Here is a 16,549-nt window from a genome sequence, read left to right as displayed (position 1 = left end):
CAGCCCCGCTAAAATGGGGCATCGCGGCGGCCGCGGCCGCCTTTTCCTCATCTACCGACAGGACTTAGTGTCATGCCTACTTTCGACGTCGTTTCCGAAGTCGACAAACACGAACTCACCAACGCCATCGACCAGGCCAACCGCGAGCTCGCCACCCGTTTCGATTTCAAGGGCACGGATGCCAAATTCGAACTGGATGGTTTCGTGGTGACGCAGGTGGCGTCGAGCGCGTTCCAGCTCAAGCAGATGCTGGACATCCTGCGCGGCCGGCTGTCGGCGCGCGGGATCGACGTGCGCTGCCTGGATGTGGCGGATCCGCTGGAGAACCTGGGCGGGGCGCGGCAGAAGATCACGGTGAAGCAGGGGATCGAGCAGCCGGTGGCCAAGAAGCTGATCGCGGCGATCAAGAACGCCAAGCTCAAGGTCGAGAGCCAGATCAACGGCGACAAGCTGCGGATCAGCGGGAAGAAGCGGGATGATCTGCAGACGGCGATTGCGTTGTTGAAGAAGACGGATGTGGATTTGCCGTTGCAGTTTGAGAATTTTCGGGACTGACTGGTTTGATGCGGCGGGGGGCTTCGTATGCCGCCCGTTGCGCGGGGCGCCTGGGGGGTGGGCGCCCACGATTGCGGTCCGGAGCGTTCGCTCCGGACTTCCCCTTCCTCAACCTCGTCCTCGCCTGCGGCGACTCCTTCGGTTTCCGTCGGGCGCATCGAGGTTGCCCACCCCCCAGGCGCCCCGCGCAACGGGCTACCGGCGTCGAGGTTTGCGGCGCTGTCAGGTCAGTGGGGGTGCGGCGAGGTTTGCGTTGCCCGCAGAAAAAAGGCCGCCCTGCGCGGCCTTTTTTTGCATACGCGGCGTGCTGCGTCGAGAGGGTGTGCGCGGCGCGCTCGCGGGGACTAGAGGCTTTTCCGGGGATTGGCGGGTTTTGGTCTTGTTGGGCTGGCCCATCGGGGGGACTCGCGCTTGCATGGCGGCGCGGCCCGTTATTCTTTTTCAGTATTCCGCCCACAGATGCTGGGCCGCATAGGCGCGCCAGGGGCGCCAGGCTTCGGCGCGGGCCAGGAGCTGGGCGGGGGTGTATTCGCGGGATTCGAGTTTTTCCAGGGCGCGGATCAGGCCGATGTCGGAGGCGGGGAAGGCGTCGGGTTCGCGCAGTTGGCGCAGGGCGATGTATTGGGCGGTCCATTCGCCGACGCCGCGGATTTCGCGCAGGCGGGCGACGGCGGTGTCGAGGCTGTCGGTGGTGTCGAACAGGTGCGGGTCGGCCAGGGCGGCGGCGGCGACGGCGGACAGGGTGGCGGCGCGGCTGCGGGGCATGCCGAGCGGGGCGAGGTCGACGGGGGCGACGGCGGCCGGGGTGGGGAACAGATGGGTCAGATCGCCGTCGGGTTGCTCCAGGGGTTGGCCGTGGGCGGCGACGAGCTTGCCGGCGAGCTTGATGGCGGCGCCGACGGTGATCTGCTGGCCGAGGACGGCGCGCAGGGCGAGTTCGAAGCCGTCCCAGGCGCCGGGCACGCGCAGGCCCGGGCGGGCGGCGGTGAGGGCGGCCATGACGGGATCGTGGGCAAGCTGGGCCGCGAGCGCGGCGGGGTCGCTGGCCAGGTCGAAAACGCGGCGCAGCCTGGCGATGATGGTGGGCAGGGCATGCAGTTGGGGAAAACGGACGGTGGCCTGCAGTGCGTTGCCCGTGCCGGGTTCGACCCGCACGGTGCCCTGGGCGCCGTCCAGCCCGATGGTGCGCGTGTAGCTGTCGGCCGTGACCCGTTCGATGCCGGGGATGGCGCGCACGCGCAGGAAGTCGAGCATGGCAGTCCAGTCGTAGGGCGGGCGGTAGCGCAGCAGCAGTTTGATTTCGCCCTGCGGGCCGGCCGAGATGACGGGCTTGCCGGAGCGGCGCAGTTCGCCCGGCGCGCGGCCGAACAGGGCCAGGAAGCTCTCGTTGAAGCGGCGGATGCTGCCGAAGCCGGCCGCGAATGCGATCTCGGCCATGGGCAGGCGGGTTTCGTGGATCAGTTGCTTGGCCAGCAGCACGCGCCGGGTCTGCGCCACGGCCACCGGCGACGCGCCCAGGTGCTGGCGGAACTGCCGCCGCAACTGGCGTTCGCCCACGCCCAGGCGCGCGGCCAGGGCGTCGACGCCCGCTTCGTCGAGCGCGCCGAGTTCGATCAGGCCGAGCGCGCGCGCGACGCTGTCGGGCAAATCGCGGGCGCGACCGGCGGCGGGCGCGGTTTCCGGGCGGCAGCGCAGGCAGGGGTGGAAGCCCGCTTCCTGTGCGGCCGCTGCCGTGGGGTAGAAGACGACATTGCGCGACAGCGGCGTGCGCGCCGGGCAGACCGGGCGGCAGTAGATGCGGGTGGTCTTGACGGCGGTGAAGAAGCGGCCGTCGTAACGGGCGTCGCGCACGCGGATGGCGCTGTAGCAGGCGTCGTGGTCGAGGTTCATGAGGCCATGCTAACGCCGGACGCGGACGTGATCTAGCGGTTTTCGGACACTGTTGTCACGCTCACTGCCATGTCCGGAATCCGCCAGCGCGAGGTCGGCGGCCGGCCTATATTGGGTGCATTCCTACCGTATCCGGAGCCTGTCATGCCGATTCAAACCTTCACCCTGGAACGCGTTGCCACGCCCATCGGGCAGATGCTCGTGCTGACCGATGCGCGGGAGTGTCTGCGCGCGGTCGATTGGCAGGATTACGAGCCCCGCATGCATGCCTTGCTGCGGCGCCAGTACGGCAAGGACGCCGTGCGGATCGAGGACGCCGCGCGGGTCTCGGCGGCGAGCCGCCGGTTGCGGGCGTATTTCGACGGCGAGGTCGATGCGATCGACGGGCTGGAAGTGGCCCTGGGCGGCACCGATTTCCAGCGTCAGGTGTGGCGGGCGCTGCGTGATATCGAGCCGGGCGATACGATCAGCTATGGCGTGCTGGCCGGGCGCATTGGCCGGGCTTCGGCGGTGCGCGCCGTGGGCATGGCCAATGGGGCCAACCCGGTCGGGATCGTGGTGCCGTGCCACCGGGTCATCGGCGCCGATGCGTCGCTGACCGGCTACGGCGGCGGCCTGCATCGCAAGCGCTGGCTGCTGGATCACGAAGGCCGCTGGCGGGCGGCCAGGGGCGCGCCGGTTGCGCGCGCCGCGTGAGAAACGCTCAGGCGCGGATCCAGCCGCGCGCGATGGGCAAGGCCAGCAGCTTGCGGTACAGGGCCTGCAGCAGCAGGGTCAGCGGCGCGCCGACGCGGCGCCAGACCGGCATGACCAGCCCGGCCGCCACCGGCGCCAGCAGCAGGCCGCCGGCGATGTCCAGGGGGAAGTGCACGCCCAGGTAGACCCGCGACAGGCCGACCACGGCAGCCAGCAGCAGCGTGGCATAGCCCCAGCCGGCCCAGCGCCGGTCGAATATCAGCGTGAACGCCAGTGTCGCGATGATGATGGTGTGGTTGCTCGGGAACGACGCGGTGGCCTTGTGCGCGAAGAAGGCGTGGCCCAGGCCAAGGGTGAACGGCCGCGGATGGGGCCACAGCGCGCCGCACAGGTAGCTGATGAACAGCGCCGCGCCAATGCCGGCCAGCGCCTTGAGCGCCAGCTCGCGCTGCGCCTGTCCGCCCCACAACCAGAGCGCGGCGAGGGCGATGGGCAGCAACTGGATCAGTCGGTTGGCGACGATCAGGCCGGCCTGGATGCGCCAGCCGGGGCTGGCGGGATCGGCGTTGATCAAAAGAAAAAGGGACTGATTGAGGGGTTCCAGGAATTCCATGAATCGTCATCTGACTGAAATGATTTGGTCAGGCGCGATGGTAGACAGGTTTGCCGTCAAATCCCTTGCAAAATGCGGCGGAATCCAGGGATTTACTTCTGGATGCGATTTCCTCCGCCCGGCGGCCTCACTTGGCGATGCGCTTGCCCTGCGCGTCGATCACCGCTTCGCCGTCTTCCTTGGTGAAGGCGCCTTGCTGCGGCGCGGGCAGGATGTCCAGCACCAGTTCGGACGGGCGGCACAGGCGCGCGCCCAGCGGGGTGCTGACGAAGGGGCGGTTCAGCAGGATCGGGTGGGCCTCGATGGCGTCCAGCAGGGCGTCGTCGCTCAGCGACGTGTCATCCAGGCCGAGCTCGGCATAGGGCGTGCCCTTTTCGCGCAGCGCGTCGCGCACGGTAATGCCGGCGCGCTTGAACAGCGCCTTCAGCTCGGCGCGCGAGGGCGGCGTTTCCAGGTACAGCACCACGGTCGGCTCGATGCCGGCATTGCGGATCATGGCCAGCGTGTTGCGCGAGGTGCCGCACTTGGGGTTGTGGTAGATGGTGACGTCGGACATGGCGTTTTCCTTGCGAGGGTGCGGGGACAAGGCAGGAGCATAGTGCATTCCCGCCCGGTCCTCGCCGCCGCCCGGTTTCAGGCGCGCAGCTTGCGGCCCAGGCGGCGCCAGCCGATCACCACGCCGGTCAGGCTCAGCGCCGCGCCGCCCAGGCTCAGGAACACCAGCAGGATGTCCCACAACGGCCGGCGCGCCAGCAGGCCGGTCCAGTCCCAACTGTGCAGGAAGGCGAACAGCCAGCGGCTGGCGCGGTTGCCGCGGTCCTGCCGGCCCAGCACCTGGCCGGTGCGCGGGTCCAGGTAGACCCAACTGGCCTGCGGGTCGTCGAACACCAGTCGCCACACCGGCAGCGGCTTCTCGATGTGGCCGAGCATGGCGTGCTCGTCGCGGCCGTAGTAGTAGAAGTCGTAGCGATCCAGCACCTGCAGGTCCGTCAGGGTGGCGCCGGGCACCAGGCGCGCGGCGGCCGCGCGCAGGGCCGCCGGGTCGAGCGTGACGGCTTGCGCGTCGGCGGCCGCCAGCAGTCGCGGCGCGCCCGGGCCGCTGCGGGCGAGGACCAGGTCCTGGCCGTCCACCCGTTGCCAGCGCAGCTCGCGCGGCGCCGCCGGCAGGGCGCGGATCAGCGCGGCGGCGGGCGCCTGCGGCGCGTCGACGGCATAGGCGCCGCCGGCGTAGGCCTGTTGCGCCAATGGCGCCGCGCCGCTGCTGAACACCTTCCACGGGTTCATCGACATCAGCCCGCTGAAGATCCAGGTGAGCGTGATGCCGGCGAACATCAGGCCGGCCAGGTGGTGCCAGCGCATCATGTTCTCGCGATACGGCGAGCGGCTGCCGCTGGCGTAGGGCCGCGAGAAGCGCCAGCGCAGGATGCCGACCACCGTGCCGGTCAGCGCCACGGCCACGCCGGCCACCGACAGCCAGACCACGATGTCGTGCCACCACGGATCGAAGACATTGCCGCGGAACGGGTACAGCCAGTGGATCCAGGCGCCGACGTAGTTCCACAGCCGTTCGCGGCGGGTGGCGTCCAGCACCACTTCGCCGGTGGCGGACGAGACGTACAGCCGGGTGCGCGCGGGGTCGTCCAGGTCGATGCGGTGAAGCGGCCGGTGAATGTCGAGCGCGCCGGAGTGGGTGTAGACGTCCTCCTCCACCTCGCCCTGGTAGCGCGCGGCGTACCGGCCGTCGAACCAGGCCGCGGCGCTGGCGGTGGCGACCGCGGCGTCGGCGCGCGGCAGCAGCGCGCCGCTGGCGGCATCCACCACCTTGGGCGCGCGGCCGCGGCCCATCGGCACCAGGTAGACCGGTGCGCCGCCGCGCAGCGCGGCCAGGCTCAGGCCCGCCATGTCGCTGGCGCCGGCGGCGGCCAGCGCCTGGGCCGGCGTGGCGGCGACGCGGGCCGGGTCGAGCGGCGCCAGGTGCGTCATGCGTTCCTGCGGCGTGAGCTTGGGGTAGCCCACGTACATCATCACCACGCCCGAGATGAACCACATGGCGAAGAACAGGCACAGCACGATGCCGGCCCAGCGGTGCGTCAGGTACAGCCAGCGCTTGGCGCGGGTGGACCACGGCACGGACGCGGGCCGGCGGCGGGGGGAGGGGATGGCGTCCATGGCTGTCCTCAGAACCGCGCCTGGAGCGTCAGCTCGAACGAGCGCGGCGCGCCCAGGTAGAACATCGGCGTGCCGGTGACGTTGGCGGCGTACACCTTGTCGGTCAGGTTGCGGACCCGGCCGGTGACGGTGAAGTGGCGGTCGATGCGGTGCGACAGCGCCGCGTCGAACACGGTGTACGACGGCGCCCAGACGGTGTTGGCGGCATCGGCGTAGGCGCGGCCGACGTAGCGCGCGGCCACACTGGCGTTCCAGTCCGGCAGGAAGGCGTAGTCGATCCAGGCGTTGGCCACGCGCCGCGGCGTGTTGGTCGGCACATTGCCGTTGCGCGACACGCGCACGCCGCCGACCGTTTCCGAGAAGTCGTCGTACCTGGGATCGACGAAGGCGACGTTGGCCTGCAGCGACAGGGTGCGCGTCAGGCGCAGCCCGCCGGCCAGTTCCAGCCCGCGCGCCGACTGCTGGCCCACCGGGACGCTGACCGCCGGGTTGTTGGCGTCGGGCGCCGAGATGTGCTTGCGCGTGATCTCGTAGGCCGCGATGGTGGCCGAGCCGCGGCCGTCCCAGAACTCGAACTTGCCGCCCACTTCCTTCTGCGTGCCGGTGGTCAGCTTGTCGTTGTTGAGCACGTCGGCGAACGAGGCGGTGGCCATGATGCCGGACGGGGGATCGGCGGCCGTGGCGTATTGCGCGTAGAGCGAGGCCTGCGGCGTGATGGCCCAGTTCAGCGCCAGCCGGCCGGTGGTGGGCGAATAGCTGCGCGAGGCCGAGGCCGGCGCGCTGGCCGTGACCGCGCGGCGGTTGGCCAGGTCCAGGTCGATGAAGTCCTTGCGCAGGGCCGACACGATGGCCACGCCGGGCAGCACTTCCGTGCGGTTCTCCAGCGTGAAGGCCAGCGTCCGGATGCGGTTGTCGCGGTCCGGGTTGTGGCCGCGCGTCATGCCGGGGATGTCGTAGAAATAGCCCGGCTGGAAATCGTACGGATCGACCGCGTCCACCGTGGCCGGCAGGCTGGTGGGATAGCGGGTCTGCTTGTTCACGCTCAGGTCGGCGCCGAACGACCAACTGGTGGGCAGGCCAGCCAGCGTCGATTCGACCAGCCCTTCGACGCGGTTGCCGACCAGGCTCTGTTCGTGGCGCTGCAGCAGCGCGCCCGAGCGCAGCACGCGGCTGTTGGCGGCGTTGTAGCGGTAGGTCTCCAGGTTGCGGAAGTCGCGTTCGGCGCGGTAGTAGTACAGCGTGTTCTTGAACGTGATGCCCGGCGCCGCGCGCCATTCCGTCAGCGAACGGGCCCACAGCACCGACTGCTCGTACAGGCCGTCGTCGACGTTGTAGTTCTTGAAACGCGTGCCGCCGCGGATGTGGCCTTCGCCGCTCACCTTGCCGTTCGCGCCCACCGTCAGCGGCGTGCCCCAGTAGGGGCGGTCGACGCGTTCGCGCTGGTACTCGAAGGCCCAGGTCTGCGTGACGTCGTCGCCCAGGTCGGACAGCAGCGAGGCCGCCACCTGGGCGGCATTCGAGCGCTCGCCGTCGACCCAGCCGCGGCTGGCGGTGGTGTTGGCGTCGATGCGCAGGTAATGGCCGCGTCCGCCCGGCGAGCCGGCCAGTTGCTGGTTGATGCCGACCGATGCCTGGCGCGTGTCGAACGATCCCAGGCGCAACTGGCCCTCATAGAACGTGTCGCGCTCGGCCAGCTTGGTGACGTAATTGATGGCGCCGCCGACCGCGCCGGCGCCGAACAGGAAGGTCGACGGGCCGCCGATGGCCTCGACCCGGTCGTAGATCCAACTGTCGATCGGCCGCGCGGCCACCGAGTCGTACTGCACCGAGATGCCGTTGAACAGTTGCGACACCTGGCCGCCGCTGAAACCGCGGTAGCTGACGGCGCCGGCCATGCCGGGGGGCGCGGCGTTGTTCACGCCCGGGATGCCGCGCGCGATGTCCTGGGTGTTGAGCGCGCCGCGCGCCTCGATCTGCTGGCGCGAGATGACGGTGACGGAGGCCGGCGTGTCCTTGATGCGCAGGCCGAGGCGGCTACCGGTGCCGTCGATGCGTTCCAGGTTGATCGGACCGTTGGGCGCGTCGTCGGCGCGCTCGCCTTCGACCAGGGTGGCGGGCAGGGTCTCGATGGCGGGTTCGGCGGTCAGCGCGAACGCCGGGTTGGCCGCGCAGGCGCCGGCCAGCAGGGATGCTGCATAGTGTTTTTTCATGATCCAGGCCGGCGGGGGCCGGCATGCGCGCTCGCGCGGGCGCCGCGTTCAGGGGCGGCAAAAGGCGCGGGCGCGGGGTCTCCAGGGCGTCGCCGCCGGAAAAGGGCGGCGCGGGCTCGGGCGCAGGCGGCGCGGCGGCCGTCCACGGGGAACGGCGCGCGCGCTCAGGCCGCGGGCGGGGCGCGCGGCTGGGCCGCGCGCCAGGCGTGGAGCGGGTGCGAGGCGCGGTAGAACAGCGCCGGGTAGGTGACGCCGCCGCTGGCGGGCGCCGGCAGCACGGTCAGGGGAGCGGGAGGGAGGCCGAGGTCGGCCTGGGGGTTGCGGCAGAACGGGCAGTGGTTGCTGTCGCCGTGGTGGGCGGCGTGGTCGCCGGCCCCTTCATCGCTTTGCACCTCGATGGTCAGGGCCGAGCGGCCCTCGGGGGCGCAGTAGTCCACGCTGACCTGGCGGCTGGCATTGGGCAGGTGATTGCCATGCGCCAGCGACGGAACCAGCGACGCCCACAGGATCGCGATCAGCGCGATCCAGGCGTAGCCGCGGTTCAGGAAGAGGGCGAGGTGCATGACGGCGCATTATATCCAAGCCCTTTCAGACGGAAAGGTGGCGCCGCACGTCCTCGCCGTCGATGGCGGCGCGGTCGCCGCTGGCCACCACCTCGCCGCGCGACAGCACCACGAAGCGGTCGGCCAGTTCGCGGGCGAAGTCGAAGTACTGTTCGCACAGCAGGATGGCGATGTCGCCGCGCTGGCGCAGCATGTGGATGACGCGGCCGATGTCCTTGATGATCGAGGGCTGGATGCCCTCGGTGGGTTCGTCCAGGATGATCAGCTTGGGCTCGGCCACCAGCGCGCGGGCGATCGCAAGCTGTTGCTGCTGGCCGCCGGACAGGTCGCCGCCGCGCCGCGCCAGCATGCTCTTGAGCACCGGGAACAGCTCGAACACTTCCTCCTTGATGCGGCGCGCGCGCGCGGCCGGCTTGGTCGCCATGCCCATCAGGATGTTTTCTTCCACCGTGAGCCGGGCGAAGATGTCGCGGCCCTGCGGCACGTAGGCCATGCCGCGCGCGGCGCGCTGGTGCGGCGCCAGGCGGGTGACGTCGGCGCCGTCGAAATCGATGGCGCCGCGCGCCACCGGCAGCACGCCCATCACGCACTTGAGCAGGGTGGTCTTGCCGACGCCATTGCGGCCCAGCAGCGCCAGGCATTCGCCCTGGTTCACGGCCAGCGATACGCCGCGCAGGGTGTGGCTGCCGCCGTAGTACTGGTCGATGGTGTTCACGTTCAGCATGTCAGCGCCCCAGGTAGACTTCGATCACGCGCGGGTCGGCCTGCACCTTGGCCATCGGCCCCTCGGCCAGCACCGAGCCTTCGTGCAGCACGGTCACCTTGCCGTCGCCGGCGATCTGGTTGACGAAATCCATGTCGTGCTCGACCACCATCAGCGAATGGCGGCCGCGCAGTTCGTTGAGCAGTTCGCCGGTGCGCTCGGTCTCGGCATCGGTCATGCCGGCCACCGGCTCGTCCAGCAGCAGCAACTGCGGTTCCTGCATCAGCAGCATGCCGATCTCCAGCCATTGCTTCTGGCCGTGCGACAGCAGGCCGGCGGGGCGGAAGGCCTCGGGCCGCAGCCGGATCAGGTCGAGCGTCTCGCCGATGCGGTCGGCCTGCTCGCCGGTCAGGCGCGCGAACAGCGTGGGCCGCACGCGCTTGTCGGTCTTCATCGCCAATTCCAGGTTCTCGAACACCGTGTGCTGCTCGAACACCGTGGGGCGCTGGAACTTGCGGCCGATGCCGGCGTGCGCGATCTGCGCCTCGCTCAGCGTGGTCAGATCGATGCTCTGGCCGAAGAACGCGGTGCCGGCGGTGGGGCGCGTCTTGCCGGTGATGACGTCCATCATGGTGGTCTTGCCGGCGCCGTTGGGGCCGATGATGCAGCGCAGTTCGCCGACGCCGATGTCCAGCGTCAGGTCGTTGAGCGCCTTGAAGCCGTCGAAGCTGACGGTGATGCCTTCCAGGTACAGGATGGCGCCGTGGCTGGTGTCCAGGCCCTTGGGGCTGACGCGGCCGTAGCCGGCGTCGCCGCTGGGGCCGCCATCGAGCATGGCGCTTTCGGTATGGGTGCTGGTCATGCGCGTCGCTCCTGGTAGCGGGCGGCCAGGCGCCGGGCGAGGCCGACGATGCCGGTGGGCAGGAAGAGGGTCACCAGCACGAAGATCAGGCCCAGCGCGTACAGCCAGAATTCGGGCAGCACGCTGGTGAACCAGGTCTTCAGGCCGTTCACGGCGCCGGCGCCGATGATGGGGCCGATCAGCGTGCCGCGGCCGCCGGTGGCCACCCAGATCACCATCTCGATGGAGTTCTCGGTGGACATCTCGCTGGGGTTGATGATGCCGACCTGCGGCACGTACAGCGCCCCGGCGATGCCGCACAGCACCGCCGACAGCGTCCACACGAACAGCTTGAAGCCGAGCGGGTCGTAGCCGATGAAGCGCAGCCGGCTCTCGGCGTCGCGCACCGCCGTCAGCACCCGGCCCAGCTTGGACTGCGTGACGGCGCGCGCCAGCACCAGCGCGCCGGCCAGCGCCGCCAGCGTGATCCAGTACAGCGCGGCGCGGGTGCCGGGCGCGGTGATGTCGAAGCCCAGGATGCGCTTGAAGTCAGTGAAGCCGTTGTTGCCGCCAAAGCCGGTGTCGTTGCGGAAGAACAGCAGCATGGCGGCGAAGGTCAGCGCCTGCGTGATGATGGAGAAATACACGCCCTTGATGCGCGAGCGGAAGGCGAAGTAGCCGAACACGAAGGCCAGCACGCCCGGCACCAGCACCACCAGCAGCATGGCATAGGCGAAGTGGTCGGTGAAGGCCCAGTACCAGGGGTAGTCCTTCCAGTCCAGGAACACCATGAAGTCGGGCAGGCGGCTCTGGTAGACGCCGTCCTGGCCGATGGCGCGCATCAGGTACATGCCGTGGGCATAGCCGCCCAGCGCGAAGAACAGGCCATGGCCCAGCGACAGGATGCCGGCGTAGCCCCACACCAGGTCCAGCGCCAGCGCCGCCAGGGCGTAGCACATGAACTTGCCCAGCAGCGCCACGGCGTAGGCCGAGACGTGCAGCGGATGGCCGGCGGGAAACGCCAGGTTCAGCAGCGGCACCAGCGCCAGCAGCAGCACGCCCGCGCCCAGCGCGGCCCAGGCGCGGCCATTGAACAGGGGCCGGCGCGCCAGCAGGTTGAAATCGGTCAGCGCGGTCTGCTTCATTCGACGCTCCGGCCGCGCGGGGCGAACAGGCCTTGCGGCCGCTTCTGCACGAAAAGCACGATGAGCACCAGGATGGTGATCTTGGCCATGACCGCTCCCGCGTAAGGCTCCAGGAATTTGTTGACGCCGCCCAGGCCGAGCGCGGCGATGACGGTGCCGGCCAGTTGGCCGACGCCGCCCAGCACCACCACCATGAAGGAATCGACGATGTAGCCGCGGCCCAGGTCCGGCCCCACGTTGCCCAACTGCGACAGCGCCACGCCGGCCAGCCCGGCAATGCCAGAGCCCAGCCCGAACGCCAGCATGTCGACGCGGCCGGTGGGCACGCCGACGCAATCGGCCATGCGCCGGTTCTGGGTGATGGCGCGCACGAACAGGCCCAGGCGCGTGTGGTTCAGCAGCGCCCACACCAGGAACACCACGAACAGCGCGAAGCCGATGATGACCAGCCGGTTGTAGGTCAGCACCAGGCCGCCCAGCACGGTGAAGCCGCCGGACATCCAGCTCGGGTTGCCCACTTCCACGTTCTGCGCGCCGAACAGCGTGCGCACGCCCTGCATCAGCATCAGGCTGATGCCCCAGGTGGCCAGCAGCGTCTCCAGCGGCCGGCCGTAGAGCCAGCGGATCACGGTGCGTTCCAGCGCCATGCCGACCAGCGCGGTGACCACGAAGGCCAGCGGCAGCGCCGCCGCCACGTACCAGTCGAGCCAGCCCGGCAGCCAGGCGCGGAACGCCGTCTGCACCAGGTAGGTGACGTAGGCGCCGATCATCAGCAGCTCGCCGTGCGCCATGTTGATGACGCCCATCAGGCCGAAGGTGATGGCCAGCCCCAGCGCCGCCAGCAGCAGCACGCTGCCCAGGCTGAGGCCGTAGAACAGGTTGCCGGCCCATTCGATGGTGGCCAGGTGGCGGTCGATGCGTTTGAGCGCGTTGGCGGCCGCCTCGCGCACGCCGGCGTCGGGTTCGGCGTAGACGCCGTCCTGCTGTTGCGTCAGCGCCGCCAGCGTCGGCCGGAAGGCGGCGTTGTCGGTGCGGCCGAGCAGATCGACCGCGTGGCGCCGCACGGCGGGGTCGGCGCTCTTGAGTTCGAGATTGGCCTGCGCGATTTCCAGCGCGGCGCGCACGGCCGGGTCTTTTTCGGCGGCCAGCGCCTTCTCCAGCAGCGGCAGGCGGGCGGGATCGCCGGTCTGTTGCAGGCGGCGGGCGGCGGCCAGCCGTTCCTGCGGGTTATCGGAGAACAGGCGCGAACCGGCCAGCGCCGCCTCGATCGCGCGCCGCAAGCGGTTGTTGATGCCGATGGCGGCCGCCTCGGGCGGCAGCGCCAGGGAAGCGCCGGTGGCCGGATCGGTCGCCTGGCCCTTGCTGTCGCCGATCAGCACGCGGCCGTCCGGCAGCGCATACAGTTGGTCATTGCCCAGCGCCTGCAACACGGCGGCCGCGCCCGGGCCGGGCTGCTGGCCCAGGGCGGCGATGGCCTGCAGGCGGGCGTCGGTGTCGTCGCCCGCCAGCGGCGCCAGCAGCGCCGGGTCCACGCCCGGCGCGGCCGCGTGGGCGGCCAGCGCCGGCGCGGCCAGCAGCCATGCAAGCAGGAGGTGACGCAGGAATTTCGCGATGACCGCATTCAGCATGGCTGCGCTTCCGGTTCCGGTTTAAAGGCCTTGCTTGCTTTCGTTGCCCGGGATGTACGGGCTCCACGGTTGCGCGCGGATCGGGCCCTTGCTCTTCCAGACCACGTTGAACTGGCCGTCCGCCTTGATCTCGCCGATGTAGACCGGCTTGTGCAGGTGGTGGTTGGTCTTGTCCATCTCGATCGAGAAGCCGCTCGGCGAATTGAACTTCTGGCCGCCCATGGCCGCGATCACCTTGTCGACGTCGGTGGTCTTGGCCTGTTCGACCGCCTGCTTCCACATGTGGATGCCGATGTAGGTGGCTTCCATCGGGTCGTTGGTGACCACGGTGTTGGCGTTGGGCAGGTTCTTGGCCTTGGCGTAGGCCTTCCACTTCTTGATGAACTCCTCGTTGACCGGGTTCTTGATCGACTCGAAGTAGTTCCAGGCGGCCAGGTGGCCCACCAGCGGCTTGGTGTCGACGCCGCGCAGTTCTTCCTCGCCCACCGAGAACGCCACCACCGGCACGTCGGTGGCCTTCAGGCCGGCGTTGCCCAGTTCCTTGTAGAACGGCACGTTGGAGTCGCCGTTGATGGTGGAGATGACGGCGGTCTTGCCGCCGGCGGCGAACTTCTTGATGTTGGCGACGATGGTCTGGTAGTCGGAATGGCCGAACGGGGTGTAGACCTCGTCGATGTCGCTGTCCTTGACGCCCTTGGAGTGCAGGAAGGCGCGCAGGATCTTGTTGGTGGTGCGCGGGTACACATAGTCGGTGCCCAGCAGCACAAAGCGCTTGGCGCCGCCGCCGTCTTCGCTCATCAGGTATTCCACGGCGGGAATCGCCTGCTGGTTGGGCGCGGCGCCGGTGTAGAACACGTTCTTCTCCAGCTCCTCGCCTTCGTATTGCACCGGGTAGAACAGCAGGCCGTTCAGTTCCTTGAACACCGGCAGCACCGACTTGCGCGACACCGAGGTCCAGCAGCCGAACACCACCGCCACCTTGTCCTGCGACAGCAGTTGGCGCGACTTCTCGGCGAACAGCGGCCAGTTCGAGGCCGGATCGACCACCACCGCTTCGAGCTTCTTGCCCATCACGCCGCCGTTGGCGTTGATTTCGTCAATGGTCATCAGGGCCACGTCCTTGAGCGACGTCTCCGAGATGGCCATGGTGCCCGACAGCGAATGCAGGATGCCGACCTTGATGGTGTCTTCGGCGGCGAACAGTTGCGGCATCCAGCCGGACATGGCCAATAGGCTGGCGGCGGTCAATTGCTTGAGGGCTAGTCTGCGTTTCATGGTGACTCCTGGATGGGAAGAAGCCGGCGGCGCCGGCGATAACGGTCTCAAAGCCTGGGACTGCATCCAACTACCTCTGCGCGCGGCCCTGCCGAAGCAAGGGCGTGACCAGGACTCAAAAGCAAAAGGCGTGCCAGGCGTATCGGGGGGCGCGATGCGCTGTATGGAGCGATAGGGAAAAGGGGCATGCCGGCGGTGGCGGCGGGACGACGACGGCACGGTTCAATCTGGTGCCGCGTGCACAAAATCGGTGCGGACCTTGCCCGCTCCGGGTGCGGCGGCCGCGCGCGCGAGGCGCCCAGGGTGGCGCCGCCGCCCGGCGCGCGCAGTGGCGGCGCGGGGCGCGGCCGACATGGCACGCGTATTGCTTGGGAATCCGTACTTGTATACAAGAGAGGATTCCAGCATGAATGCCGTAGCAACGCAGCAGGGCCCCATCGGTTGGACGATCGCGCAATGGCTGTCGGCCTATGAAGACGACGGGGTGACCCCGGATACGTTGTTGCCGTCCCTGTTGCCCGCGCCGGACGCCGCCGCCGACAACGCGTGGATCTCGCGGGTCAGCGCGCCGATGCTGGCGCGCCAGCTCGACGACCTGCGCCTGTTGCTGGCCGCCGCCGGCGGCGACCGCGCCCGCCTGCCGCTGTACGGCGTGCCGTTCGCCATCAAGGACAACATCGACGCGGCCGGCTGGCCGACCACGGCGGCCTGCCCCGAGTTCGCCTACACGCCGGACGAAGACGCCACCGTCGTGCGGCGCCTGCGCGCGGCCGGCGCCATCCTGATCGGCAAGACCAACCTCGACCAGTTCGCCACGGGCCTGGTCGGCACCCGCTCGCCGCATGGCGCGGTGGCCAACAGCTTCAACCCCGAATACATCAGTGGCGGCTCCAGTTCCGGCTCCGCCTCCGTGGTGGCGCGTGGGCTGGTGGCGTTTTCGCTGGGCACCGACACCGCGGGCTCGGGCCGCGTGCCGGCGGGCTTCAACAATATCGTCGGCCTGAAGCCGACCAAGGGCTGGCTCAGCACCGCCGGCGTGGTGCCGGCCTGCCGCACGCAGGACTGCGTGTCGATCTTCGCGCTGACGGTGGACGATGCCGAACGCGTGGCCGGCATCGCCGCGGGCTATGACGAGCGCGATCCGTATTCGCGCGCACAGCCGGCCGGCGCCGCCGCGCCCTGGCCCGCCACGCCGCGGCTGGCCGTGCCGGATCGCCTGGAGTTCTTCGGCGATGCGCAGGCGGCCGCCGCGTTCGAGGCCGCGGTGCAGGCGCTCAAGGCCGCGGGCGCGGTGATCGAGCCGATTGACTTCTCGCCTTTCGCCGAGCTGGCGGCGCTGCTGTATCAAGGCCCCTGGGTAGCCGAGCGTTTCGCCGCCGTCGAGTCGCTGTGGCGCGACAACCCCGAGGCCATCCATCCGGTGGTGCGCGGCATCGTCGAAGGCGCGGCCAACTACAGCGCGCTCGACGCCTTCAAGGCCGAATACCGCCGCGCCGAGCTGACGCGTCGCATCCACCAGTCGCTGCAAGGCTTCGACGCGCTGGTGGTGCCGACCTCGCCGTCGATCTACACCATCGCGCAGTTGCAGGCCGACCCGGTGCGTCTCAATTCGCAGTTGGGCATCTACACCAACTTCGCCAACCTGGCAGACCTGTCCGCGCTCGCGCTGCCGGCCGGCATGCGCGGCGACGGCCTGCCGGCCGGCATCACGCTGATCGGCATGGCCTGGCAGGACCGCGCGCTGGCGCGCTTCGGCCGCCAATGGCAGGCGTTGCGCGGCCTGCCGCTGGGCGCCACGGGCCAGCCGCTGCCGCCGATGGGGCCGCCCGCCGCTGACCCGGAACTGCTGCGGGTCGCGGTGGTGGGCGCGCACCTGACGGGCATGCCCCTGAACCACCAACTGACCTCGCGCCGCGCGGTGCTGGTCGAAAAGACCCGCACCGCCGCCGACTACCGGCTCTATGCGCTGGCCAACACCACGCCGCCCAAGCCGGGGTTGGTGAAGTCCGACAGCGGCGCGCCGATCGAGGTGGAGCTGTGGGACATCCCGCTGGCGGCGTTCGGCGCCTTCGTGGCCGAGATCCCCGCGCCGCTGGGCATCGGCACGCTGACGCTGCATGACGGCCGCCAGGTCAAGGGCTTCATCTGCGAGCCGCGCGGCCTGGAGGGCGCGCGCGACATCACCGCCTTCGGCGGCTGGCGCGCCTACCTCGCCAGCCTGAACGCCACCCCCCGCTAATGCCAATCGCCCCTGGGAGCCG

14 protein-coding genes are annotated in these 16,549 nt (G+C 69.8%); 3 read left to right on the top strand and 11 right to left on the bottom strand.

Annotation, left to right across the window (positions count from 1 at the left end; genetic code table 11):
• Positions 1-72 precede the first annotated feature (72 nt).
• Positions 73-555 carry a YajQ family cyclic di-GMP-binding protein gene (locus tag AAID08_RS23135; RefSeq protein WP_049075718.1) on the top strand — a complete coding sequence of 161 codons (483 nt, stop codon included), beginning with the start codon at positions 73-75 and terminating at the stop codon, positions 553-555.
• A gap of 441 nt (positions 556-996) precedes the next feature.
• Here the strand turns inward: AAID08_RS23135 and AAID08_RS23130 are convergent, their stop codons facing one another.
• Positions 997-2,445: an AlkA N-terminal domain-containing protein gene (locus AAID08_RS23130; protein WP_064524858.1), complete on the bottom strand. Its 1,449-nt coding sequence runs from the start codon at positions 2,443-2,445 to the stop codon at positions 997-999.
• Between the two features lie 144 nt (positions 2,446-2,589).
• Between AAID08_RS23130 and AAID08_RS23125 the strand changes: the two genes are divergently transcribed.
• On the top strand, positions 2,590-3,141 hold the full coding sequence (locus tag AAID08_RS23125; protein WP_181952743.1) for a methylated-DNA--[protein]-cysteine S-methyltransferase: 552 nt from the start codon (positions 2,590-2,592) through the stop codon (positions 3,139-3,141).
• 7 nt (positions 3,142-3,148) lie between these two features.
• Here the strand turns inward: AAID08_RS23125 and AAID08_RS23120 are convergent, their stop codons facing one another.
• From AAID08_RS23120 to urtA, 10 genes are all read right to left on the bottom strand, one after another.
• On the bottom strand, positions 3,149-3,754 hold the full coding sequence (locus AAID08_RS23120; RefSeq protein ID WP_054500935.1) for a phosphatase PAP2 family protein: 606 nt from the start codon (positions 3,752-3,754) through the stop codon (positions 3,149-3,151).
• Positions 3,755-3,881: 127 nt separating this feature from the next.
• Entirely contained in the window at positions 3,882-4,310 is a 429-nt protein-coding gene (gene arsC / locus AAID08_RS23115) for an arsenate reductase (glutaredoxin) (RefSeq protein WP_054500936.1), read from the bottom strand.
• 77 nt (positions 4,311-4,387) lie between these two features.
• Entirely contained in the window at positions 4,388-5,923 is a 1,536-nt protein-coding gene (locus AAID08_RS23110) for a PepSY domain-containing protein (RefSeq protein ID WP_395756926.1), read from the bottom strand.
• 8 nt (positions 5,924-5,931) lie between these two features.
• Entirely contained in the window at positions 5,932-8,133 is a 2,202-nt protein-coding gene (locus AAID08_RS23105; RefSeq protein ID WP_395756925.1) for a TonB-dependent receptor, read from the bottom strand.
• Between the two features lie 164 nt (positions 8,134-8,297).
• Positions 8,298-8,696, bottom strand: a complete 399-nt coding sequence (locus AAID08_RS23100; protein WP_175190208.1) for a DUF2946 domain-containing protein — start codon at positions 8,694-8,696, stop codon at positions 8,298-8,300.
• Between the two features lie 25 nt (positions 8,697-8,721).
• On the bottom strand, positions 8,722-9,420 hold the full coding sequence (gene urtE / locus AAID08_RS23095) for an urea ABC transporter ATP-binding subunit UrtE (protein WP_006386129.1): 699 nt from the start codon (positions 9,418-9,420) through the stop codon (positions 8,722-8,724).
• Position 9,421: 1 nt separating this feature from the next.
• The gene (gene urtD, locus AAID08_RS23090; RefSeq protein ID WP_006386130.1) at positions 9,422-10,261 is read right to left on the bottom strand and encodes an urea ABC transporter ATP-binding protein UrtD; all 840 of its coding nucleotides are present in this window, start codon (positions 10,259-10,261) and stop codon (positions 9,422-9,424) included.
• Positions 10,258-11,385 carry an urea ABC transporter permease subunit UrtC gene (gene urtC / locus AAID08_RS23085; RefSeq protein WP_006386131.1) on the bottom strand — a complete coding sequence of 376 codons (1,128 nt, stop codon included), beginning with the start codon at positions 11,383-11,385 and terminating at the stop codon, positions 10,258-10,260. The genes urtD and urtC overlap by 4 nt, the downstream gene beginning before the upstream one ends.
• Complete coding sequence (urtB, locus tag AAID08_RS23080) at positions 11,382-13,013, bottom strand: urea ABC transporter permease subunit UrtB (protein ID WP_372416422.1); 1,632 nt, start codon at positions 13,011-13,013, stop codon at positions 11,382-11,384. Before urtB ends, urtC begins: the two co-directional genes overlap by 4 nt.
• A 21-nt stretch (positions 13,014-13,034) precedes the next feature.
• Positions 13,035-14,288 carry an urea ABC transporter substrate-binding protein gene (gene urtA, locus AAID08_RS23075; protein WP_047993316.1) on the bottom strand — a complete coding sequence of 418 codons (1,254 nt, stop codon included), beginning with the start codon at positions 14,286-14,288 and terminating at the stop codon, positions 13,035-13,037.
• Positions 14,289-14,694: 406 nt separating this feature from the next.
• Here urtA and atzF point away from each other — a divergent pair, with 406 nt between their 5' ends.
• A complete protein-coding gene (atzF, locus tag AAID08_RS23070) occupies positions 14,695-16,527 on the top strand; it encodes an allophanate hydrolase (protein WP_395756924.1) in 1,833 nt (610 codons plus the stop codon).
• Positions 16,528-16,549 lie beyond the last annotated feature (22 nt).

Source organism: Achromobacter sp. EB05 (assembly GCF_044232075.1).
Classification (GTDB): Bacteria; Pseudomonadota; Gammaproteobacteria; order Burkholderiales; family Burkholderiaceae_B; genus Achromobacter; species Achromobacter dolens.
Note: the sequence above shows the minus strand (reverse complement) of the source record. Positions and strands in the feature narration are given on the sequence as shown.

Excerpts from the sequence above, each read along its gene's own strand:
- urtB (WP_372416422.1), bottom strand. The coding sequence starts at position 13,013 with ATGCTGAATGCGGTCATCGCGAAATTCCTGCGTCACCTCCTGCTTGCA.
- AAID08_RS23125 (WP_181952743.1), top strand. The coding sequence starts at position 2,590 with ATGCCGATTCAAACCTTCACCCTGGAACGCGTTGCCACGCCCATCGGG.
- atzF (WP_395756924.1), top strand. The coding sequence starts at position 14,695 with ATGAATGCCGTAGCAACGCAGCAGGGCCCCATCGGTTGGACGATCGCG.
- AAID08_RS23135 (WP_049075718.1), top strand. The coding sequence starts at position 73 with ATGCCTACTTTCGACGTCGTTTCCGAAGTCGACAAACACGAACTCACC.
- AAID08_RS23130 (WP_064524858.1), bottom strand. The coding sequence starts at position 2,445 with ATGAACCTCGACCACGACGCCTGCTACAGCGCCATCCGCGTGCGCGAC.
- urtC (WP_006386131.1), bottom strand. The coding sequence starts at position 11,385 with ATGAAGCAGACCGCGCTGACCGATTTCAACCTGCTGGCGCGCCGGCCC.
- AAID08_RS23100 (WP_175190208.1), bottom strand. The coding sequence starts at position 8,696 with ATGCACCTCGCCCTCTTCCTGAACCGCGGCTACGCCTGGATCGCGCTG.
- AAID08_RS23120 (WP_054500935.1), bottom strand. The coding sequence starts at position 3,754 with ATGGAATTCCTGGAACCCCTCAATCAGTCCCTTTTTCTTTTGATCAAC.
- AAID08_RS23105 (WP_395756925.1), bottom strand. The coding sequence starts at position 8,133 with ATGAAAAAACACTATGCAGCATCCCTGCTGGCCGGCGCCTGCGCGGCC.
- urtE (WP_006386129.1), bottom strand. The coding sequence starts at position 9,420 with ATGCTGAACGTGAACACCATCGACCAGTACTACGGCGGCAGCCACACC.
- urtA (WP_047993316.1), bottom strand. The coding sequence starts at position 14,288 with ATGAAACGCAGACTAGCCCTCAAGCAATTGACCGCCGCCAGCCTATTG.
- arsC (WP_054500936.1), bottom strand. The coding sequence starts at position 4,310 with ATGTCCGACGTCACCATCTACCACAACCCCAAGTGCGGCACCTCGCGC.
- urtD (WP_006386130.1), bottom strand. The coding sequence starts at position 10,261 with ATGACCAGCACCCATACCGAAAGCGCCATGCTCGATGGCGGCCCCAGC.
- AAID08_RS23110 (WP_395756926.1), bottom strand. The coding sequence starts at position 5,923 with ATGGACGCCATCCCCTCCCCCCGCCGCCGGCCCGCGTCCGTGCCGTGG.